The sequence below is a fragment of the Streptomyces sp. NPDC001056 genome (assembly GCF_053598955.1).
In genome coordinates this window covers 1-20,610 of the sequence record NZ_JBSFLI010000008.1, presented here as the reverse complement: position 1 = coordinate 20,610, position 20,610 = coordinate 1, and the positions used below count along the sequence as shown (strand labels likewise).

The 20,610-nt window shown below is 70.7% G+C and carries 20 protein-coding genes; 4 read left to right on the top strand and 16 right to left on the bottom strand.

Annotated features, from left to right (window positions below; all coding sequences use genetic code 11):
• Positions 1-39 precede the first annotated feature (39 nt).
• The 7 genes from ACWDD7_RS12025 to ACWDD7_RS11995 all read right to left on the bottom strand — a co-directional run bounded on the left by ACWDD7_RS12025 (position 40) and on the right by ACWDD7_RS11995 (position 6,946).
• Positions 40-300 (bottom strand): hypothetical protein, encoded by a 261-nt coding sequence (locus ACWDD7_RS12025; RefSeq protein ID WP_392218188.1) that lies wholly within the window; start codon positions 298-300, stop codon positions 40-42.
• Positions 301-454: 154 nt separating this feature from the next.
• Positions 455-1,474: a helix-turn-helix transcriptional regulator gene (locus ACWDD7_RS12020; RefSeq protein ID WP_450457276.1), complete on the bottom strand. Its 1,020-nt coding sequence runs from the start codon at positions 1,472-1,474 to the stop codon at positions 455-457.
• 14 nt (positions 1,475-1,488) lie between these two features.
• A complete protein-coding gene (locus ACWDD7_RS12015; protein ID WP_450457274.1) occupies positions 1,489-2,559 on the bottom strand; it encodes a helix-turn-helix transcriptional regulator in 1,071 nt (356 codons plus the stop codon).
• A 148-nt stretch (positions 2,560-2,707) separates the two neighbouring features.
• Complete coding sequence (locus ACWDD7_RS12010; RefSeq protein WP_450457273.1) at positions 2,708-3,079, bottom strand: FKBP-type peptidyl-prolyl cis-trans isomerase; 372 nt, start codon at positions 3,077-3,079, stop codon at positions 2,708-2,710.
• 85 nt (positions 3,080-3,164) lie between these two features.
• Positions 3,165-4,166, bottom strand: coding sequence for an FKBP-type peptidyl-prolyl cis-trans isomerase (locus tag ACWDD7_RS12005; protein ID WP_450457272.1), 1,002 nt, complete (start codon positions 4,164-4,166; stop codon positions 3,165-3,167).
• 149 nt (positions 4,167-4,315) lie between these two features.
• Positions 4,316-5,677: a Pup--protein ligase gene (gene pafA / locus ACWDD7_RS12000; RefSeq protein ID WP_351873710.1), complete on the bottom strand. Its 1,362-nt coding sequence runs from the start codon at positions 5,675-5,677 to the stop codon at positions 4,316-4,318.
• Between the two features lie 9 nt (positions 5,678-5,686).
• Positions 5,687-6,946, bottom strand: a complete 1,260-nt coding sequence (locus ACWDD7_RS11995) for an MFS transporter (RefSeq protein WP_450457271.1) — start codon at positions 6,944-6,946, stop codon at positions 5,687-5,689.
• A gap of 121 nt (positions 6,947-7,067) precedes the next feature.
• Between ACWDD7_RS11995 and ACWDD7_RS11990 the strand changes: the two genes are divergently transcribed.
• Positions 7,068-8,096, top strand: coding sequence for a LacI family DNA-binding transcriptional regulator (locus ACWDD7_RS11990; RefSeq protein ID WP_450457269.1), 1,029 nt, complete (start codon positions 7,068-7,070; stop codon positions 8,094-8,096).
• A 61-nt stretch (positions 8,097-8,157) separates the two neighbouring features.
• Here the strand turns inward: ACWDD7_RS11990 and prcA are convergent, their stop codons facing one another.
• From prcA to arc, 6 genes are all read right to left on the bottom strand, one after another.
• Positions 8,158-8,907, bottom strand: coding sequence for a proteasome subunit alpha (prcA, locus tag ACWDD7_RS11985; protein ID WP_351873719.1), 750 nt, complete (start codon positions 8,905-8,907; stop codon positions 8,158-8,160).
• A 63-nt stretch (positions 8,908-8,970) separates the two neighbouring features.
• Positions 8,971-9,816, bottom strand: a complete 846-nt coding sequence (gene prcB, locus ACWDD7_RS11980; protein WP_450457268.1) for a proteasome subunit beta — start codon at positions 9,814-9,816, stop codon at positions 8,971-8,973.
• Positions 9,768-10,373 carry an endonuclease VII domain-containing protein gene (locus tag ACWDD7_RS11975; RefSeq protein WP_450457267.1) on the bottom strand — a complete coding sequence of 202 codons (606 nt, stop codon included), beginning with the start codon at positions 10,371-10,373 and terminating at the stop codon, positions 9,768-9,770. The genes prcB and ACWDD7_RS11975 overlap by 49 nt, the downstream gene beginning before the upstream one ends.
• A 49-nt stretch (positions 10,374-10,422) precedes the next feature.
• Positions 10,423-10,641, bottom strand: coding sequence for a ubiquitin-like protein Pup (locus ACWDD7_RS11970; RefSeq protein ID WP_011027899.1), 219 nt, complete (start codon positions 10,639-10,641; stop codon positions 10,423-10,425).
• 169 nt (positions 10,642-10,810) lie between these two features.
• Positions 10,811-12,322 carry a depupylase/deamidase Dop gene (gene dop / locus ACWDD7_RS11965; protein ID WP_392218178.1) on the bottom strand — a complete coding sequence of 504 codons (1,512 nt, stop codon included), beginning with the start codon at positions 12,320-12,322 and terminating at the stop codon, positions 10,811-10,813.
• A gap of 232 nt (positions 12,323-12,554) precedes the next feature.
• Positions 12,555-14,321, bottom strand: a complete 1,767-nt coding sequence (gene arc, locus ACWDD7_RS11960) for a proteasome ATPase (protein ID WP_450457265.1) — start codon at positions 14,319-14,321, stop codon at positions 12,555-12,557.
• Between the two features lie 518 nt (positions 14,322-14,839).
• Here arc and ACWDD7_RS11955 point away from each other — a divergent pair.
• Entirely contained in the window at positions 14,840-15,142 is a 303-nt protein-coding gene (locus ACWDD7_RS11955; RefSeq protein WP_285560535.1) for a ferredoxin, read from the top strand.
• A gap of 25 nt (positions 15,143-15,167) precedes the next feature.
• Here ACWDD7_RS11955 and ACWDD7_RS11950 read toward each other — a convergent pair whose 3' ends face one another.
• The 3 genes from ACWDD7_RS11950 to ACWDD7_RS11940 form a co-directional block, all read right to left on the bottom strand.
• Positions 15,168-15,749 (bottom strand): hypothetical protein, encoded by a 582-nt coding sequence (locus tag ACWDD7_RS11950; RefSeq protein ID WP_351873734.1) that lies wholly within the window; start codon positions 15,747-15,749, stop codon positions 15,168-15,170.
• A gap of 234 nt (positions 15,750-15,983) precedes the next feature.
• Positions 15,984-16,886 carry a tRNA (adenine-N1)-methyltransferase gene (locus ACWDD7_RS11945; RefSeq protein WP_351881253.1) on the bottom strand — a complete coding sequence of 301 codons (903 nt, stop codon included), beginning with the start codon at positions 16,884-16,886 and terminating at the stop codon, positions 15,984-15,986.
• 68 nt (positions 16,887-16,954) lie between these two features.
• Positions 16,955-18,505: a site-2 protease family protein gene (locus ACWDD7_RS11940; RefSeq protein ID WP_450457264.1), complete on the bottom strand. Its 1,551-nt coding sequence runs from the start codon at positions 18,503-18,505 to the stop codon at positions 16,955-16,957.
• A gap of 177 nt (positions 18,506-18,682) precedes the next feature.
• Between ACWDD7_RS11940 and ACWDD7_RS11935 the strand changes: the two genes are divergently transcribed.
• Positions 18,683-19,741, top strand: a complete 1,059-nt coding sequence (locus tag ACWDD7_RS11935; RefSeq protein WP_450457263.1) for a RecB family exonuclease — start codon at positions 18,683-18,685, stop codon at positions 19,739-19,741.
• Between the two features lie 14 nt (positions 19,742-19,755).
• The gene (locus ACWDD7_RS11930; protein ID WP_285560525.1) at positions 19,756-20,427 is read left to right on the top strand and encodes a response regulator; all 672 of its coding nucleotides are present in this window, start codon (positions 19,756-19,758) and stop codon (positions 20,425-20,427) included.
• Positions 20,428-20,610: the final 183 nt, after the last annotated feature.

The following is a 20,610-nucleotide window of genomic DNA, read 5'->3' as shown; positions in this document are numbered from 1 at the left end:
ACCCGGCCGCACCGGGGACCCGCGAGGGGCGGCGGCCGGCTACACCGTCGAGTGGAGCCGCAGGGTCCGCACCCCGCCGTCGGTGAGCAGTTCGACGATGCGCTCCCCCGCCGGTTTGCGGACCGAGGCGCCGCAGTCGGGGCAGGTGAAGGAGTAGAACGTGGTCCGGTGGCTCGCGCCGATGGCCAGGCGCAGCGCGCTCGCGGCCAGCTCGAAGCGGCCCCGGCAGTCCGGGCAGCCGGCTCTGAACACCACGGGGGCCACGCCCCGCATCCCGGCGAAGGCGGTCGCCACCGTCATCCCGCTCGCACCGGACACCGTGGTCTCGCTCACAGCCGTCACTCCTCTTCCGCCGGTCGATCCACCGGTCGCTCGCCATCCCGCCGCCCCCACCGGCCCCGCGGCCCGGAGCGTTCCCGCCGTAAGGAGCGGGCGGGCCCCGCCGGCCGGCGGCTCACCCGCGCACTCCGGCGGCGTCCGGCACCGGGCCCGGCGGAGTGTCGTACGCCGCCAGGGCCTCACGGGCCGCACGGCGGGCGCTGTCGGCCAGCTCGGGCGGGGAGACGATCCGGCCGTCACGGCCGAGGCGCAGCGCGAGGCGGCGCAGGGAGGACGGCTCGGGGGTGCGCAGGGTGATGCGCAGCCCGCCGTCGGACAGCTCCTCGGCGCTGTCGTGCGGGTAGTACTCGGCGACCCAGCGGCCGCCCGGCCCGACCTCGATGACCACCTCGGGGTCCTCGGCGGCCGGCTGGACCAGCGCCTCGGACAGGTCGCGCAGCTCCACCTCGGGCGGCGCGGACGGCTCGTCCAGGATGCGGATCTCCGCGACCCGGTCGAGCCGGAAGGTGCGCCGGGCCTCGGAGCGGCGGCACCAGGCCTCGACGTAGGTGTGGCCGACGCTGACCAGGCGGATGGGGTCGATCTCGCGCTCGGTGACCTCGTCGCGGGCCGGGGAGTAGTAGCGGATCCACAGCCGGCGGCGCTCGGAGATCGCACGGTCCACGTCGGCGAAGACGCCGCCCTCGGACTCGAAGGTCACCGACAGCCGGGAGCTGGCGCCCGCGGCCTCGCCCGCCGCGGTCTCCACCTTGGCGGTGGCGCGCAGCAGGGCCTGCCGGTCGCCCTCCCGCAGACCCGGCAGGGTGGCGACGGCGCGGGCGGCCACCAGCAGGGCGGTGGCCTCGTCGGCGGCCAGGCGCAGCGGCTCGGCGGCCTCCTCGCCCAGCGCGGCCGGGTTGTGCCACCAGATGCGCTCGCCGTCGGTGTCGATGTCCAGCAGATCGCCGCCGCGGAAGCTGGTGCCGCACATGGGCAGCAGATCGAGGTCGGCGACCAGCTCGTCCTCGGTGATCCCGAAGGCGCGGGCCACGTCCGCGATCCGGGCACCCGGCCGCTCACGCAGATACGTCACCAGGGACAGCATCCGCCGGGTCTGGTCGATGGCGTTGACGGCCCTGGCCGGTTTGCCTGCCACAGTCCTGCTCCCCCTCAGCCCTTGGCCACGGCGCGCAGCCGGTCCACCACGTCGGCCCGCAGCTCGGCCGGCTCCACGACCACCACATCGGGCCCGAACTCCACCAGCCAGGCATCCAGGCCGTGCCCGTACGGAATCTCCAGCTCGTCCCAGCCGTCCCCGAGTTCGCGCACCTTGGCGGCCTTCGCCCGCAGCGGGTAACCGGCGCCTGAGCGCAGCCGGATCAGCGCCGAGCGGTCCGCGGTCTCGCCCGCCCAGCCCGCGACGGTCTCCCGCACGGTGACCACGTCGGGCACCGGCGCCGTGAACCCCGTACCGCGGGAGCGGACCTTGCCGGTGATCCGGGACAGCCGGAAGACACGCTCGGCACCCCGGCCCCGGTCGAAGCCGGCCAGGTACCAGTGGCCGCGCCAGCACTCCAGCGCCCACGGCTCGACGTGCCGGGGCTCGGGGTGGGCCGCGGCGGCCTTGCGGTAGTCGAACAGGACCGGACGGCGGTCGCGGCAGGCCAGCATCAGCGGCTCGAAGGCGGCCTCGTGCACCGGGATGCGCGGCTCCAGCGCGGCATGCCCCTCGTACGGGTCGACCTCCTCGGGCAGCCCGGCGGCGCGCAGCTTCTGCAGGGCGCCACTGGCGGCACCGGCGAGCCGCGCCTGCTGCCAGACCTTGGCGGCCAGGCCCAGGGCCGCGGCCTCCTCGGCGTCCAGGGTGATGGGCGGCAGCCGGTTGCTGTCCCGGCGGGCGAGATAGCCGATCTCGCCGTCGATGTTCTCGACGGTCTCGATGACCAGACCCAGCTCGCGCAGATCGTCCTTGTCACGCTCGAACATCCGGTTGAAGGAGTCGTCGCTGCCGGCCGCCCTCTCGGACCTCGCGGCCTCACCCCTGCCCGGCCTCGCGGCCTCACCCCTGCCCGGCCTCGCGGCCTCACCCCTGCCCGGCCTCGCGGCCTCACCCCTGCCCGGCCTCGCGGCCTCGACGTATGCCTCGATGGAGTCGCGCAGCTCGCGCTTGCTCAGCGGCCGTCGCGCGCCGAGCAGACACAGCGCGAGGTTCATCAGCCGCTCGGCCTTGGCAATGGCCATCGACGCCCTTCGCCTTCTGTTTTGTGCTTCCGACCGTCGACCGTACCGCTCCCGGGCGCGGTGACAAAAGCCGAGGGCCCATGCCCGGACAGGCATGGGCCCCAGACGGTCGGATCCGGTCGGAAACGGCCGATGGCTCGGGTACGGCTCAGACCCCGAGCAGGTCCACCACGAAGATCAGCGTCTCGCCCGGCTTGATCGCCGGGGTCGGGCTCTGGTCGCCGTAGGCGAGGTGGGCCGGAATGGTCAGCTGGCGGCGGCCGCCGACCTTCATGCCCTGCACACCACGGTCCCAGCCCGCGATGACCCGGCCGCCACCCAGCGGGAAGCGGAACGGGGTGTTCCGGTTCCAGCTGGCGTCGAACTCCTCACCGGTGCTGAAGGCGACACCGACGTAGTGCACGGTGACGGTCTGACCCGCCTGCGCGACCGGCCCGTCGCCCTCCCAGATGTCCTTGATCTCAAGGTCCGCCGGCGGCGCGCCCTCAGGGAAGTCGATCTCGGGCTTCTCGATGCTCACGTCAAAAGCTCCTGCTTGTGTACGACACGAAACAGCGACAGTCTTTCATCTCCGCACCCCCATCGCCCGACACGGACACTCCTCGCTACATCGCGGCCAGGATGTCCACCGTGAACACCAGCGTCGCCCCCTTGCCGACCGGGCTGCCGCTCGGCGGATTGTCGCCGTACCCCAGCTCCGGCGGCACCACGACCAGCACCCGGCTGCCCACCTTCTTGCCGACCAGCCCCTGTGCCAGGCCCTTGACCGTCTCCTGCATCTGCGTCAGCGAGAACTGGCTCAGCCGCCCCGAACCATAGGTCCGCTGGAACGTCTTGCCGCCCTCCCACACCAGCCCCTGGAACTGGCACAGCACCGCCTGGTCCGCCTTCAGCTCCGGACCGTCGCCCTCCAGCACATATGTGGAGACCAGCTTGCCCGGCGGGTCCGTGTGCGGCACGGTCACCACCGGCACCGTGCCGTTGGTGACCGTCCCGACCTTCGGCAGCGCCGCGTCGTTCTGCGGAACGGCCCGGCCGTGCGCCGAACTCTTCGAGTTGAACGAATCGATCACATCGATGACGAACACCAGCGTGTCCGTGCCCTTGATCCCCGCCTGCGGATTACCCGCCTTGCCGTAACCCCAGGCCGGCGGCACCGCGATCTCCACCCGGCTGCCCGTCTTCTTCCCGATCAGCGCGTACCGCCAACCATCGATCAGACTGCCCTGGGCCAACTGCATCACCAGCGGCGCGTGCCGGTCGTACGAATTGTCGAAGACCTTGCCGGTGTCCCAGATCTGACCCAGGTAGTCCGCCTTGATGAAGTCGTTCTCCGCGACCGTACGACCACTGCCCGGGATCACCGTCCGCACGGCCAGGTTCTTCGACGGCGTCCCCTCACCCTTGGCCACCGTCGGCTTCTCGCCGAAGCGCGTACCCGCCGTGATCGCCGGCAGCGGACCGTCCACGATCTTGGGCGGCGGCGCGCTGGGCGCCGAGGGCGACGGAGACGCACCGGCCTCACTCGAACCGGACTTGCCGCCACACCCGGTGAGCGTGACCAGTCCAGCGGGAACGGTGGCGAGAAGAAGCGAACGTCGGCGCACGGAAGAGCCTCGTAATCGGTCGGTCTTGCGGATGACGTGCGCGCAACTCTACGACCGACACGGGCGCCGCACGCGAAACGCACGACGCCCGTGTGGCGTTGCGGCACTCCACCACCGCGACGCCCGCACACCCGGAACCCGCCCGATCACTACATCCCGGCGATCAGCTTCTCCACCCGGTCGTCCACCGAACGGAACGGGTCCTTGCACAACACGGTGCGCTGCGCCTGGTCGTTGAGCTTCAGATGCACCCAGTCGACCGTGAAGTCCCGGCGCTGCTCCTGTGCCCGCCGGATGAAGTCACCGCGCAGCCGCGCCCGAGTCGTCTGCGGCGGAACCGACTTGCCCTCGAAGATCCGCACGTCATTGCAGATCCGCGCCGCCTGACCCTTCTTCTCCAGCAGGTAGTACAGCCCGCGCCGACGGTGGATGTCGTGATACGCGAGGTCTATCTGGGCGACCCGCGGATGCGACATCGTCATGTTGTGCTTGGCCCGGTACCGCTCGATGAGCTTGTACTTCATCACCCAGTCGATCTCGGTCTCGATCCGGTCCAGCTCCTCCGTCTCGATCGCGTCCAGGGTGCGGCCCCACAGCTCCAGGACCCGCGCGACCGTACCCGTACGGATCCCGCGGCGGTCGCAGAAGTCCACGGCCTTGTCGAAGTACTCGCGCTGCACCTCCAACGCCGACGCCTCCCGGCCACTGGCCAGGCGCACCTTGCGCCGCCCCGTGATGTCATGACTGACCTCGCGGATCGCCCGGATCGGGTTCTCCAGGGTCAGATCCCGCATCACCGTGCCCGCCTCGATCATCCGCAGCACCAGGTCGGTCGCGCCGACCTTCAGCAGCATCGTCGTCTCCGACATGTTCGAGTCGCCCACGATGACATGCAGCCTGCGGTAACGCTCCGCGTCCGCGTGCGGCTCGTCACGGGTGTTGATGATCGGCCTGGAGCGCGTCGTCGCCGACGACACGCCCTCCCAGATGTGCTCGGCCCGCTGACTCACGCAGTACACGGCACCCCGCGGAGTCTGCAGCACCTTGCCCGCGCCACACAACAACTGCCGCGTGACCAGGAAGGGGATCAGAATATCCGCCAGACGGGAGAACTCGCCGTGCCGCGCCACCAGATAGTTCTCATGGCAGCCGTACGAGTTGCCCGCCGAATCGGTGTTGTTCTTGAACAGGTAGACGTCGCCCGCGATTCCCTCCTCGTGCAGGCGTCGTTCCGCGTCCACCAGGAGTCCTTCCAGAATGCGCTCGCCAGCCTTGTCGTGGGTGACCAGTTCGATCACATTGTCACACTCGGGTGTCGCGTATTCCGGATGTGAGCCCACGTCGAGATACAGCCGGGCGCCGTTCCGCAGAAAGACATTGCTGCTGCGGCCCCATGACACGACACGGCGGAAGAGGTACCGCGCCACCTCGTCAGGCGACAGGCGGCGCTGTCCCCTGAACGTGCACGTGACGCCGTACTCGTTCTCCAGCCCGAAAATGCGGCGGTCCATGAGGGAACATTACGCCCGATCCGTTGAGCTGAAACGGGGTTCGACAGCACGATTTGGATCATTTTCCGATGAAGCCGCAACCAACGCCCCCCGCGCGGGAGCTGCGAGGACCCGCCCCGTCGCCAGCAGCACCAGCAACGACACCGCCCCCGCCGCACCCGGCACCGCGAAACCCCACACCGTGCCACCGGCCTGGACCACCGGCCCCGCCAGCCCCGTCCCCACCGACGCACCCACCGTGAACGTCGTCACCAGCCACGAGAAGGCCTCCGTGACCGTGCCCCTCGGCGCGTGCCGGTCCACCAGGATGAACGCACACGCGATACACGGCGCGAGGAACACCCCCGACACCACCGACAGCAGCACCATCGCCACCGCGCCCGGCATCAGCATCAACGGCAGATAACACACCGCCAGAAGCGCCACCAGCACCCGCAGTCGCCGCTCCGGCACCCCCGCCCACTGCCGCGCCCCGTACACCGAGCCGCCCACCAGCGCACCGAGCCCCAGCCCCGCCATCAGCCAGCCGTACACCGCGTCACCGCCGTGACCGTCCGCGTACGACACCGACGCCACCGTGATCGAACCCAGCGCGATCCCCACGAACAGGAACGCGCCCAGCAACGCCAGCAGACCCGGCGAACGCAGCGCACCCAGCCAGTGCGCCTCCCGCGGCGCCGACCGCCACGCCCGGGACGGCGCCGACACCACCACCGACAGCGCGCCCAGCACACCCAGCACGTTCAGTACCAGCAGCGCCGCACGCGCGTCCCACACGGACGCGCACAGCGTCACCAGCAGCGGCCCCACCGTGAACATGACCTCCTGGGCCACCGCGTCCATCGCGTACGCCGAGTGCACCTGCTCCTCACCGCGCAGCACCGACGGCCACAGGGCCCGCAGCCCGCCCTCCAGCGGCGGCGCGCACAGCCCGGACGCCGCCACGGCCGCATACGCGAGCGGCAGCGGATCGGTGCCCGAGAACGCGAACACCGTCATCGACAGGGCCGCGAGGACGGCCGCGGGCAACTGCACCCGCGGCTGCCCGTACAGATCCACCAGCCGGCCCAGCACCGGCTGCCCCACCGCGTTCGCCACGCCGTAGACCGCCGCCAGGGCGCCCGCCAGGCTGTACGTGCCGCCCGAGGCGCGCACGAACAGCACCAGGGCGATCGCGGCCGTCGCGTTCGGCAGCCGGCCCACCAACGTGCCCGTCAGCAGGCGCAGCGCATGCCGCGCCCGGAGTATCTCCAGATAACCCGTGGCCATGTCGCGGCGCCTCCCGTGGCTCGCACGGGGCGCCTCGACGCCCCAAGTGTTACGTATAACTTCCGCTCTCATACGTACCATGTGCGCTGTTCAGGCGTCCAGGTGAAGGAGCAGGCCCACAGTGGCACGCAGCAGCACGCGCCCAACCAGCCGCGACGTCGCCCACGCGGCCGGCGTCTCCCAGGCCGCCGTCTCCCTCGTCCTCGGCGACAAATGGCGCGGCCGTGTCTCCGAAGCCACCGCCGAACGCGTCCGCCAGGCCGCCCGCGCCCTCGACTACCGGCCCAACCTCGCCGCCCGCAACCTCCGCCTCGGCCGCACCCGCACCGTCCTGCTCGTCGTCCCGGCCCTCACCACCGAGTTCTTCGCCGGCGTCTACACCGGCGCCGCCCGCGTCGCCGCCCAGCACGGCTTCGGCGTCGTCCTCTACCCCTCCCCCGAAGGCATCGGCCCGGCCCGCGACCCCTTCGCCTCCGCCCAGGCCGCCCTCGACGGCGTCCTCGCCTCCTCCATGGCCGCCGACGCCCTCACCGCCATCCGCGGCGACCGCCTCCCCCTCGTCATGCTCGACAGCGACCCCACCGGCAGTCCCGGCGCCGCCACCGTCAACCTCGACATCGCCGACGGCATCCGCCAGGTCGCCGACCACCTCCTCGGCCTCGGCCACCGCCGCATCCTCCACCTGGCCGCCGACGTACCCTCCTGGACCTTCGAAGCCCGTGCCCGCGCACTCGGCGCCCGCCTCGCCGCCGTACCCGGCACCGAACTGAGCACCGCCCGCGCGCCCATCTCCATCGAAGGTGCCCTCGCCGCCACCGAGACCGCCCTCACCACCCCCGGGCCACGCCCCACCGCGATCGTCTGCGACGACGACAAACTCGCCGCCGGCGCCTACAAGGCCCTGCGCCGCCTCGGCCTGCGCATCCCCGACGACGTCTCCGTCACCGGCCTCGACGACCTCGCCCTCGCCACCGCCCTCGACCCCGAACTCACCACCGTCCGCCTCGACGCCGAACTCTTCGGCGAACGCGGCATGCGCGCCCTGCTGGCCGTCCTGGAGGGCCACGAGCCGACGGGGGGCGACATCCCGGTCGAACTCGTCGTACGAGGCTCCACGGCGCCCCCACGGACGCCCCGGCCGCACGCGTGAACGGCAGTGTGCCCCGGCCGGAAGGACGGCCGGGGCACACCAGGACGAAGAAGACGGCGGATCACTCCGCCTCGTCGGACTCCTCCGAGCCCTCCGAAGCCGACCCCGCGCCCTCGGCCTCCAGCAGACGCGCCAGCTGACGGCCCACGATCCGCTTGAACTTGCGCTTCTGCGGACGCGTACGGTCCAGCACCGCGACCTCCAGCCGCTCCGCCGGAATCTCCCGCTCGCTGCCGCTCGTGTCCCGCGACAGGGCCTGCACCGCCAGCTTCAGCGCCTCCGCCAGGCTCATCCCGTCCCGGTGACGCTGGTCCAGGAAGCCGCTGATCTGCTCGGCATTGCCGCCCACCGCGACCGAACCGTGCTCGTCCACGATGGAACCGTCATGCGGCAGCCGGTAGATCTGGTCGCCCTCCGGGGTCTCCCCCACCTCCGCCACCACCAGCTCCACCTCGTACGGCTTCTCGGCCGCCGAGGAGAAGATGGTGCCCAGCGTCTGGGCGTACACGTTGGCCAGACCGCGGGCCGTCACATCGTCCCGGTCATAGGTGTAGCCGCGCAGGTCGGCGTACCGGACGCCGCCGATGCGCAGGTTCTCGTACTCGTTGTACTTGCCGGCCGCGGCGAAGCCGATCCGGTCGTAGATCTCGCTGAACTTGTGGAGCGCACGGGACGGGTTCTCGCCGACGAACACGATGCCGTCGGCATACTGCATGACCACCAGGCTGCGGCCACGGGCGATGCCCTTGCGGGCGTACTCCGCCCGGTCGGCCATCGCCTGCTGGGGTGAGACATAGAACGGCGTCGACACCGGTTATCCGTCCCTTTCTGTCATGGTCACTGTGATCACCTTGTCAAGAACCGGGCCGCCGCCTCAGAGCAGGGCGGCCTTGGGGCCGTCCGGCTCCTCCAGGCGCCGCTGGAGCACCGAACGGGAGATCTCGGCGGCCTCTTCCCCGGTGAGCCGGCGGAAACCGTCCTCGGTGATCACGGTGATGATCGGGTAGATCCGGCGGGCGACATCGGGACCACCGGTCGCCGAGTCGTCGTCGGCCGCGTCGTAGAGGGCCTGCACCACCAGCGTGATGGCCTGCTCCTCCGTCAGGTCGTCACGGAACAGCTTCTTCATCGCGCCCCGGGCGAAGATCGAGCCCGAGCCCGTCGCCGCGAAGTTGTGCTCCTCGGAACGGCCGCCGGTCACGTCGTACGAGAAGATGCGGCCCTTGTCCCGGTCCACGTCGTACCCCGCGAACAGGGGCACCACGGCCAGGCCCTGCATGGCCATGCCGAGGTTGGAACGGATCATCGTCGACAGCCGGTTCGCCTTGCCCTCCAGGGACAGCTGGGCGCCCTCGACCTTCTCGAAGTGCTCCAGCTCCAGCTGGAAGAGCTTGACCATCTCCACGGCGAGACCGGCGGTGCCCGCGATGCCCACCGCGGAGTACTCGTCGGCCGGGAACACCTTCTCGATGTCCCGCTGCGCGATCACATTGCCCATGGTGGCCCTGCGGTCACCGGCGAGCACCACGCCGCCGGGGAAGGTCACCGCCACGATGGTGGTGCCGTGCGGTGCCTCGATCACCCCCTGCGTCGGCGGCAGCTGCCGGTTGCCCGGCAGCATCTCCGGCTGGTGCCCGGCGAGGAAGTCCATGAAGGAGGAGGATCCCGGCGTCAGGAAGGCAGCTGGTAGACGCCCGGTGCTACGAGTGTTGGCTTCCACACGTTTCCTTCCACGTATGCAGCAGCCCGCCTTATCACCTCGGGCTGATCCTTGAACTGCCCCAGCGCAGCGTTGCAGCTGAAGCACAGTACGCCACGGACCCTACCCGTCTCGTGACTGTGATCCACATGTGCGGGCGGCGCCGCGAGACAGATGCAGCAGACGCCGCCTTGGGAGGCGATGAGCAGGTCGCGTTCGGTCTCGGTGAGGCCGTATGCGCGCTTGAGATAGCCGGCCCTGTTCCGCCCGGCACGGCAGGGGCGGCAGTAGCTCGCCCAACCGTCGGACGAGGACGTGTTCCGCTCCCACTCGGAGTGAGGCTTCACCTCTCGGCACTGCGGGCAGCGCTTGTGCCCGACCGGGACCGCCACCTTCTGCCGGACGGCCTTGCCCTCGGCCTCCCGGCGCCGCCGGTAGTGCGCGGCGCCGTACTCGGCCACGCACTCCCGGCAGTACACCTGAAGACCGTCGCGCCGGTTCCTGTCCCTCGCGAAGGCCGCGGGAGGCAGATTCCGCCCGCACTTCCCGCATTCCTTGGCTTTCGGCTCCTCAGCCATCCGATCCCCCCACGACCTTCGCTTCGAAGGTTAGGCGACCAATTCGCCTTTACTCTCCACCCTTTTGCACGAAGGACCGAACGAAATCCTCTGCGTTCTCCTCAAGTACGTCATCGATCTCGTCCAGGACGGAGTCCACGTCGTCCGACAGCTTCTCCTGTCGTTCCTTGAGGTCCTCCGAGGCCTGCGCGTCCTGCGCCTGCTCCTCGACCTCCTCGGTGGACCGTGTGGCCTTCTGCTGGCCGCCGCCGGTGTCCTTGGTTGCCATAACCTCACCCCGCTCAGTTAGCCTGCCGATCGGTGATGATCAGACCCTACAAGCCGGGTCCGACATCGGCCCCGCAGTTCTCCAACGTACGGGGACCATCTCGATGATTCCCGGGCGGCGGGATTTCCACCCGCCGCCGCGGACCGCACCGAGTACCCGCTGGCCCCGCTCATCCGCCCGACAGGACCCTGACCAGGTCTTCCGCGGTGCGGCAGCGGTCCAGCAGCTCCTTGACGTGATTTCGCGTTCCGCGTAGCGGTTCCAGGGTTGGGACGCGCTGGAGCGAGTCCCGGCCGGGAAGGTCGAAGATGACCGAGTCCCAGCTGGCCGCGGCGACGTCGTCGGCGTACTGCTCCAGGCAACGGCCGCGGAAGTACGCCCGGGTGTCCTCCGGCGGCTTCGTACGCGCCCTGTCCACCTCGGTCTCGTCCAGCAGGCGCTTCATCCTGCCACGGGCCGCGAGACGGTTGTACAGGCCCTTCTCGGCCCGTACGTCGGCGTACTGGAGGTCGACCAGGTGCAGCCGGGCGGCGTCCCAGTCGAGGCCGTCGCGCCGGCGGTAGCCCTCCATGAGCTCGCGCTTGGCCACCCAGTCCAGTTCGCCGGCGAGGCTCATGGGGTCGTTCTCCAGCCGGGTGAGGGTGTCCTCCCAGCGGCTGAGGACGTCCTTGGTCTGCTCGTCGGCATCGGCTCCGTGGCGTTCCTCGACGTATTTGCGGGCCAGCTCGTAGTACTCCATCTGGAGCTGTACGGCGGTGAGCGTGCGGCCGCTGCGGAGGGTGACCAGGCGCTTGAGGCTCGGGTCGTGGGAGACCTGGTGGAGGGTGCGGACCGGCTGGTCCACGGCCAGGTCGACCGCGATGAAGCCGTCCTCGATCATGGCGAGGACCAGCGAGGTGGTGCCGAGTTTGAGGTAGGTGGAGATCTCCGAGAGGTTGGCGTCGCCGATGATCACGTGGAGGCGGCGGTACTTCTCCGCGTCCGCGTGCGGTTCGTCGCGGGTGTTGATGATGGGGCGCTTGAGGGTGGTCTCAAGACCGACCTCGACCTCGAAGTAGTCGGCGCGCTGGCTGAGCTGGAAGCCGTGCTCGTGGCCGTCCTGGCCGATGCCGACGCGGCCGGCGCCGGCGAAGACCTGGCGGGAGACGAAGAAGGGCGTCAGGTGGCGCACGATGTCCGAGAACGGGGTCTCGCGCCGCATGAGGTAGTTCTCGTGCGTGCCGTAGGAGGCGCCCTTGTTGTCGGTGTTGTTCTTGTAGAGGTGGATGGGCTGGGCGCCGGGAAGCTGTGCGGCCCGCTCGGCGGCCTCGGCCATGATGCGTTCGCCGGCCTTGTCCCACAGGACGGCGTCGCGGGGGTTGGTGACCTCGGGGGCGCTGTATTCGGGGTGGGCGTGGTCGACGTAGAGCCGCGCGCCGTTGGTGAGGATCACGTTGGCGAGGCCGATGTCCTCGTCGGTGAGCTGGCTGGCGTCGGCCGTCTCCCGGGCGAGGTCGAAGCCTCGCGCGTCGCGTAGCGGGTTCTCCTCCTCGAAGTCCCAGCGAGCCCGGCGGGCCCGGTGCATCGCCGCCGCGTAGGCGTTGACGATCTGGGACGAGGTGAGCATGGCATTGGCGTTGGGGTGGCCGGGGACGGAGATCCCGTACTCCGTCTCGATGCCCATTACTCGCCGTACGGTCATGCGGCCCTCCTTGCCCGGCGGCACCCTCGGTGGTGGGCGCCGCTCACGTACCGCTGGCGCTCCGGTGCGTGTGCGGTGCCCGTGCCCGCACTGCGCGACTCGGCGGTAGGAAAGAGCCTAGAACGCCTTTGCGCTGGTGGGGAGATCATTCGCGTCATTGCCTGCTCCGGTCGTGGCCAGAAAAACAGTCGGCTGCGGGTACCCGCCGTGGGCACCCGCAGCCGCCCCGCTTTTACAGGTACTGACCGGTGTTCGCCACCGTGTCGATGGAGCGTCCGGTGTCCGCGCCCTGCTTTCCGGTGATGAGGGTGCGGATGTAGACGATCCGCTCGCCCTTCTTTCCGGAGATACGGGCCCAGTCGTCGGGATTGGTGGTGTTCGGCAGGTCTTCGTTCTCCTTGAACTCGTCCACGCAGGCCTGGAGGAGGTGGGAGACGCGGAGGCCCTTCTGGCTCTTTTCGAGGAAGTCCTTGATCGCCATTTTCTTGGCGCGGCCGACGATGTTCTCGATCATGGCGCCGGAGTTGAAGTCCTTGAAATAGAGGACTTCCTTGTCGCCGTTGGCGTAGGTGACTTCCAGGAAGCGGTTCTCCTCGGATTCGGCGTACATCTGCTCGACCGCGGTCTGGATCATGGCCTGGACCGTGGCGTTCTTGTTGCCGCTGTGTTCGGTGAGGTCCTCCGTGTGGAGCGGGAGGCGCTCGGTGAGGTACTTGCCGAAGATGTCCTTGGCGGCCTCGGCGTCGGGACGCTCGATCTTGATCTTCACGTCGAGTCGGCCGGGGCGCAGGATGGCGGGGTCAATCATGTCCTCGCGGTTGGAGGCGCCGATGACGACCACGTTCTGGAGGCCCTCGACGCCGTCGATCTCGGCGAGGAGCTGGGGGACGATGGTGTTCTCGACGTCGGAGCTGACGCCGGAGCCGCGGGTACGGAAGAGCGACTCCATCTCGTCGAAGAAGACGATGACGGGAGTACCCTCGCTGGCCTTCTCGCGGGCGCGCTGGAAGACGAGGCGGATCTGGCGTTCGGTCTCGCCGACGTACTTGTTGAGGAGCTCGGGGCCCTTGATGTTGAGGAAGAAGCTCTTGCCGGCGGCCTGGCCGGTGACTTCGGCGACCTTCTTGGCGAGGGAGTTGGCGACGGCCTTGGCGATGAGGGTCTTGCCGCAGCCGGGGGGGCCGTAGAGCAGGACGCCCTTGGGCGGGCGCAGCTCGTGCTCCTTGAAGAGGTCGGGGTAGAGGTAGGGCAGTTCGACGGCGTCGCGGATGGCCTCGATCTGGTTGCCGAGGCCGCCGATGGCCTCGTAGCCGATGTCGGGGACCTCTTCGAGGACGAGTTCCTCGACCTCGCTCTTGGGGACGACTTCGTAGACGTATCCGGAGCGCGGTTCGAGCAGGAGGGCGTCGCCGGGTCGGATGGTGACGTCGAGGAGCGGTTCGGCGAGACGGACCACTCGTTCCTCGTCGGTGTGTCCGAGGACGAGGGCGCGTTCGCCGTCCTCAAGGATCTCCTTGAGGGTGACGATGTCGCCGACGCGCTCGAATTCCATGGCCTCGACCACGTTGAGCGCCTCGTTGAGCATGACCTCCTGACCGCGGCGCAGGTCGTCGAGGTCGACGCTCGGGCTGACGTTCACGCGGAGCTTGCGGCCGCCGGTGAAGATGTCGGCGGTGCCGTCCTCGTTGGCTTGCAGGAAGACTCCGAAGCCGGCCGGCGGCTGGGCGAGCCGGTCGACTTCCTCCTTGAGGGCCACGATCTGGTCGCGGGCCTCGCGGAGGGTGTTGGCCAGTCGCTCGTTCTGGGCGGACACGCCGGCCAGGTTGGTCTGCAGCTCGACGATCCGCTCTTCGAGAATCCTCGTGTGTCGCGGAGAGTCGGCGAGCTTGCGTCGCAGGACGGCGATCTCCTGCTCAAGGTAGGCGATCTGCCCGGCCGGGTCGTCGGACCCGCGTCCCGGGCGGATGCCGCGGTTCATGTCGTCGTCGTGGGCTGCCACGGTCCTCACCTCCTCCAAGGGGAGCTGGACGCTTCCAGACCCTACCTGGGTGGGTGTCGATTGAAACCCCTAGATCACAATGACTGTCAAGGTGTGTCGTCGGTCACCCGGTGCGCACTCCCTCGCACGGAGGGGATACCCACTCAACGTGATGGGGAAGCGGCTTGTTCCATGGTTGGCGCGGTCGAAACCCTTCAGGGGTGGCCGGAGTTGTCGGCTCCGGCCGGGTGGGCGGTTGTGCGGGCAGGCCGGAGGGCGCTCGTACGGTCATCACGTAGAGCGACGGTCGGGCCTGACGGTGTCGTCATGGGCCTGGCTGGAAGTGTGCGTCGGGCGGGCGGGACGTCCTGTTCCTGGTCGAGCGCTCGTACCCGAGCCGGTGGGGGTGGAAACCCTGGGTGACCGGAGGCGGCCTGTTTCGGGGGCCGGGGGTAGGGTCGGGCATGTTCGACTGCCGCTGGAGTGGTCCCGGCCGGTACGGGCTGTGCCGGGGGTGCGGCGTACCGATGTCAGGAGAGGTGACCGTGCAGCAGGAGGCCCCGGCCGGGGAGGCGCTGGAGGTCTGGATCGACCAGGACCTGTGTACCGGCGACGGGATCTGTGCCCAGTACGCCCCGGAGGTGTTCGAGCTGGACATCGACGGTCTGGCCTATGTGAAGGGCGCGGACGACGAGCTGCTCCAGGCCCCGGGGGCGACGACGCCGGTGCCGCTGCCGTTGCTCACGGACGTGGTGGACTCGGCCAGGGAGTGTCCTGGCGAGTGCATCCATGTGCGCAGGGTTTCGGACAGGGTGGAGGTGTACGGTCCCGACGCGGAGTGAGCCGCGTTTTTCGGACGCCGTGTCGTCAGACGCTGTGGGCCCCGGCCGGTGTGGTGCGCAGGAAGGTTTTGCCGTTCCAGTGCCACGCTGCCGGGGTCTTCGTGTCGGGGCAGCAGCGGGGCACGGCGTCGGAGGAGTAGCCGAGCAGGGTGGCCGTGACGGTGCCGGTGTGTATCGCGAAGTCGGTGACGGTGAGCCGGTCCTCGGGGTCGACGAGCGTGGCGACGACGCGGGGGGTGTGGCCGTCGGCGGCGCGGGTGAGGACGTAGACGCCGTCGGGTGGGGTGCCCATGGCGGTGTCGCAGTGGACGACGGCGGCGGTCTCCGGACGGCCGTCGCCGTCGAGGTCGCCGGTGGCCTTCTTGGCGACGACGGCCTTCTCGGGTCCGCAGGACAGGGGGAAGGTGACGCCGGTGGTGGCGGGTGGCGCGGCGGCCGTGGGGGCGGGGGCCGCTCTGGTGCCCTTGGCGGGCTGGGCGGCGGTGGCCGATCCGGGTTGGACGAGGGAGGAGAGGGCCACGACGCCCGCGACGGCGGTGGCTGTGGCGAGCCAGTGGATGGGACGGGTGTGGGTGTGGGCGAGCTCCGGAACGGCGGATTGCTGCACTAGGAGTGTCTCCTGTGAGGGCTGTGCCGGGGGGGTGGCCAGCATGGTGCCACACGTCAGGGTGCGGGGGAACGGCGGGGTCGGGATTTCCGGTGGTGGCGGGGCCGAGGGGGGCGGTTTGCCGGTTGTCCGGGGTTCTGGTGCCCTGTCAACGGGTGGGCGCCGTGCCCGAGTTCCCGCGCGTGGCGGGGAACTGGGGCACGGCGCCCTGGTGTTGTGCCGGGTGCGGACGGCTCAGCGGCCGGTGCCGCCGTCGGCGTTGGGTCCGGCGTAGTCCTCGCCGTAGGCGCCCTTGGCGGGGCGGCGGCGGCGCATGGGGGGCTCGACGCCGTCGGCGAGGCGGCGGGCGGTGAGCAGGAAGCCGGTGTGGCCGATCATGCGGTGGTCGGGGCGGACGGCGAGGCCCTCGATGTGCCAGTTGCGGATCATGGTCTCCCAGGCGGTCGGCTCGTTGAAGCAGCCGATCTCGCGGATGGATTCCACGGTGCGCGCGAGTTGGGTGGTGGTGGCCACGTAGCAGCACACGATGCCGCCGGGGACGAGTGCCTTGGAGACGGCTTCGAGGCATTCCCAGGGGGCGAGCATGTCGAGGATGACGCGGTCGACGTCCGTGTCGGACAGGTTGTCCTGGAGGTCGCCGACGGTGAGCTGCCAGGCCGGGTGGGGGCCGCCGAAGTAGCGTTCCACGTTCTGCCGGGCGATCTCGGCGAAGTCGTCGCGGCGCTCGTAGGAGTGCAGCATGCCCTGGTCGCCGATGGCCCGCAGCAGGAAGCTGCTGAGGGAGCCGGAGCCGACGCCTGCCTCGACGACGCGGGCGCCGGGGAAGATGTCGGCGAAGGCGAGGATCTGCCCCGCGTCCTTCGGGTAGACGACGGCTGCCCCGCGGGGCATGGACAGGACGTAGTCGGGGAGCAGGGGGCGCAGCGCGAGGTAGGCCACGTTGCCGGTGGTGCGGACAACGCTGCCCTCGGGAGCACCGATCAGTTCGTCGTGCGGGAAGGAACCCTTGTGGGTGTGGAAGTTCTTTCCGGCTTCGAGCGTGAACGTGTAGTGGCGGCCCTTGGGGTCGGTCAGCTGTACCTGGTCCCCGACCTTGAAGGGCCCGCGCCTGCGGGCGGCACCGGTCGGTTCGGACATGTGACCAGCCTACCGGTTCCCTGCCGGGGGCTTGACCGGCGTGACGGGCGGGGGCGGGCCACCGGCCGTCAGACGGGTCGGGCCATGGCCCTGACGAAGGCGCGTTCCACGTCGGCGGCGGACAGGACGCCGTAGATCTCGCCGGTGGTCTCGACGACGAGGTACTCGGTGGCGGGAGCGGCGCGCAGGGCGTCGAGGAGTTCTTCGCCGGCGAGTTCGGCGGAGACGCGCATGTCGTCGGTGAGGTCCTGGGCGAGGCTGCTGACGGAGACCCAGGGGCGGCGGTGTTCGGGCACGCCGACGATGGCGGACTCGCGGACAAGGGAGAGGGGGCGGCCGTCGGCGTCGACGACGACGAGGGCGCGGGCGCCGGCGGCGTTGGCGCGGCGCAGGGCTTCGGAGAGGGGGGTGTCGGTCTCGACGGGTACGGCGCGGCGGGTGAGGGTGCGGGCGCGCAGGTCGGGGAGGTGTTCGCGCAGCCTGGCCATGCGCAGGCTGTTGCCGGCGCCGGTCCAGATGATCGCGGCGAGGATGGCGGCGAGCAGGGCGTCGGTGACGGTGTCCATGCCGCCGGTGTCCTCGGTGCCGCCGCCGAAGCTGCCGGAGGAGTTGAGCAGGGGCAGTCCGACGAGGACGGCGACGGCGAGGGCGCGGCCGACCCAGGCGGCGGCCACGGTGCCGCTCATGGGTTTGCCGGTGATCTTCCAGACGACGGCGCGGAGCATGCGGCCGCCGTCGAGGGGGAGGCCGGGCAGCAGGTTGAAGGCGGCCACGATGAGGTTGGAGACCATGAGGCCGGCGAGGAGGACGCCGGGGACGGTGCCCGCTTGCACGGGCTTCATGGCGAGGTAGAAGAGGCCGGCGAGGACGAGGGAGAGCAGGGGGCCGACGAAGGCCAGCACGAACTCCCTGCCCGGTGTCTCGGCCTCTTTCTCGATCTCGGAGACGCCGCCGAAGAACTGGAGCTGGATGCGGCGGACGGGGAGTTTGAAGCGGATCGCGGCCACGGTGTGGGCGAGTTCGTGGACCAGTACGGAGGCGTAGAAGGCGACCGCGAAGAACAGCGACACGAGGTAGCGGGCGTACCCCAGCTCGGGGAGCACGCGGTCGAGCTGTCCGCCGAAGACCCAGGTGATCAGCGCGGCGACGAGGAACCAGCTGGGGGCCACGTACACGGGCACGCCGAAGGGCCGCCCCATGAGAATGCCGCCGCCGGGCTCCTTGGGGGGCCGCGGGGGTTCGCCCTTGGCCATTCCGGGGCCGCCGGGGGGTTCGGAGTGGGCGAGGGTGCGGTGGGGGGCCGCGCCGTCGGCGGGTGCGAGGCCGTTTCGGCCGTCCTGGCCGTCCTGGCCGTCCTGGCCGTCCCGGCCGTCCCGGCCGTCCCGGCCGTCCCGGCCGTCCCGGTCGGCCCGGTCGTCATCCTGAGCGGCCGCGCCTTCCGGAACGTCCGGCCGGTCGGTGCCGTCGGCCTCGGCCCCGGGGGACCCGGCGGCCGGGGCGGTCGTGTCGGGGCCGCCCTCCCGCGGTGCCGGGGGGCTGGGGGGCGTTGGGACTGCGGGGTGGTCGGTCGGCTGGTCGTCGCCGGACCGCGGCTGCCCGCTCGCGCCGCTCACGTCCACGGTGTCCCCTCGTTCGAAGCGTCTTCCGCGCCTCTTGGGGCGGAAGGGTCTCTGATCGATGGTATGCGGCCGTGGTGGCACGTTTCGCCCCGGCACCCCTTGTATTTCCCCTTGGTCGGGCGTCCGCACGGGCCGGTGACGGGTCACTGTCGGTGGTGGGCCGTATGGTCTGTGGACATGGACACCAGCTTCGAGGAGGCGGGAGCCGCGCCGGGCGGCCCCGAGCCGACGGACCCGCCCGCGGCGACGGCGGAGGCGCCGAGCCCCGCCGCCGTACCGCGCCCCTCGCCCGCGCCGGACCCCTCGGTCACCGAAGCCGGGGAAGCCGGTGACGCCGCCGGGGCCGTCACCGCCACCGGAGCCGCCGAGGCCGCCGAGCGCCCGGCCGTCGCGCCCACCTCGCTCTCCCCCTCCCGCGCCGGTGACTTCATGCAGTGTCCGCTGCTGTACCGGTTCCGGGTGATCGACCGGCTGCCCGAGAAGCCGAGCGAGGCGGCGACGCGGGGCACGCTGGTGCACGCGGTGCTTGAGCGGTTGTTCGACGCGCCCGCCGGGGAGCGGACCGCGCCGCGGGCCAGGTCGCTGGTGCCGGGTCAGTGGGACCGGCTGCGCGAGAACCGTCCGGAGCTGGCGGAGCTGTTCGCGGACGATGCGGACGGGGAGCGGCTGGCGCGGTGGCTGGGTGAGGCCGAGCGGCTGGTGGAGCGCTGGTTCACGCTGGAGGATCCGACGCGGCTGGAGCCGGCCGAGCGGGAGCTGTTCGTGGAGGCCGAGCTGGAGTCGGGGCTCCGGCTGCGCGGCATCATCGACCGGGTGGACGTGGCGCCGACCGGTGAGGTGCGGATCGTCGACTACAAGACGGGCAAGGCGCCGCGGCCGGAGTACGCGGAGAGCGCGCTGTTCCAGATGAAGTTCTACGCGCTGGTGGTGTGGCGGCTCAAGGGCGTCGTGCCGCGCCGGCTCCAGCTGGTGTATCTGGGCAGCGGGGACGTGCTGACGTACGACCCGGCGCCCGCCGATCTGGAGCGGGTGGAGCGCAGGCTGCGCGCGCTGTGGGACGCCATCCGGCAGGCCACCGAGAGCGGTGAGTGGCGGCCGCGGCCGACGAAGCTGTGCGGCTGGTGCGATCACCAGGCGCACTGCCCGGAGTTCGGGGGCACTCCCCCGCCGTATCCGCTGCCGGTCAGGGCGCGGGAGTCGGGTGGTGTGCCGCAGGGCAGAATGGGCGCGGACTAGCGAAGGAGTGTCACGTGGCCATCCGCGTCCTACTGGTCGACGACCAGCCCCTGCTGCGTACGGGTTTCCGGATGATCCTGGAGGCCGAGCAGGATCTCGCGGTCGTGGGCGAGGCCGGTGACGGCCTCCAGGCCCTCGATCAGGTGCGGGCCCTGCAGCCGGACGTCGTGCTGATGGACATCCGTATGCCGCGGATGGACGGCGTCGAGGCGACCCGGCAGATCAGCGGTCCGGGCCGGGACGGTCCGGCGAAGGTGCTGGTGCTGACGACCTTCGATCTGGACGAGTACGTGGTGGAGGCGCTGCGTGCCGGCGCCAGCGGTTTCCTGCTGAAGGACGCGCCCGCGGACGAGCTGGTGCAGGCGATCCGGGTGGTGGCGGGCGGCGAGGCGATGCTGGCGCCGAGCATCACGCGCCGGCTGCTGGACAAGTACGCCACGCATCTGCCCTCGGGTGAGGAGCCGGTTCCGGACACCCTGCACACGCTCACGGACCGTGAGGTGGAGGTGCTGAAGCTGGTGGCACGGGGGTTGTCGAACGCGGAGATCGCGGCGGATCTGTTCGTGAGCGAGACGACCGTCAAGACGCATGTCGGGCATGTGCTGACCAAGCTGGGTCTGCGGGACCGGGTGCAGGCGGCGGTGTACGCGTACGAGAGCGGCCTGGTGCGGCCCGGCGCGCAGTAGGCCGCGAAAGGCGCCGCCGGCCGTCGGGTGGAAGCCGCTTCGGTACGACGGTGACGCACAGAGGGGCGCCCCTCTCCCCGCGGGGAGAGGCCCTGACGATCACCGAGCGGGCTCTGCGCCTGCTGGAGGACGCGCCGGACCCGCTGCGCGCCGCCTGGTTCTGGGTGCAGCGTGCCCGGCTGG

Excerpts from the sequence above, each read along its gene's own strand:
- ACWDD7_RS12025 (WP_392218188.1), bottom strand. The coding sequence starts at position 300 with ATGACGGTGGCGACCGCCTTCGCCGGGATGCGGGGCGTGGCCCCCGTG.
- ACWDD7_RS11970 (WP_011027899.1), bottom strand. The coding sequence starts at position 10,641 with ATGGCAACCAAGGACACCGGCGGCGGCCAGCAGAAGGCCACACGGTCC.
- ACWDD7_RS12015 (WP_450457274.1), bottom strand. The coding sequence starts at position 2,559 with ATGGCCATTGCCAAGGCCGAGCGGCTGATGAACCTCGCGCTGTGTCTG.
- dop (WP_392218178.1), bottom strand. The coding sequence starts at position 12,322 with ATGACCGTACGGCGAGTAATGGGCATCGAGACGGAGTACGGGATCTCC.
- ACWDD7_RS11945 (WP_351881253.1), bottom strand. The coding sequence starts at position 16,886 with ATGTCCGAACCGACCGGTGCCGCCCGCAGGCGCGGGCCCTTCAAGGTC.
- ACWDD7_RS11975 (WP_450457267.1), bottom strand. The coding sequence starts at position 10,373 with ATGGCTGAGGAGCCGAAAGCCAAGGAATGCGGGAAGTGCGGGCGGAAT.
- pafA (WP_351873710.1), bottom strand. The coding sequence starts at position 5,677 with ATGGACCGCCGCATTTTCGGGCTGGAGAACGAGTACGGCGTCACGTGC.
- ACWDD7_RS11995 (WP_450457271.1), bottom strand. The coding sequence starts at position 6,946 with ATGGCCACGGGTTATCTGGAGATACTCCGGGCGCGGCATGCGCTGCGC.
- ACWDD7_RS11935 (WP_450457263.1), top strand. The coding sequence starts at position 18,683 with ATGGACACCAGCTTCGAGGAGGCGGGAGCCGCGCCGGGCGGCCCCGAG.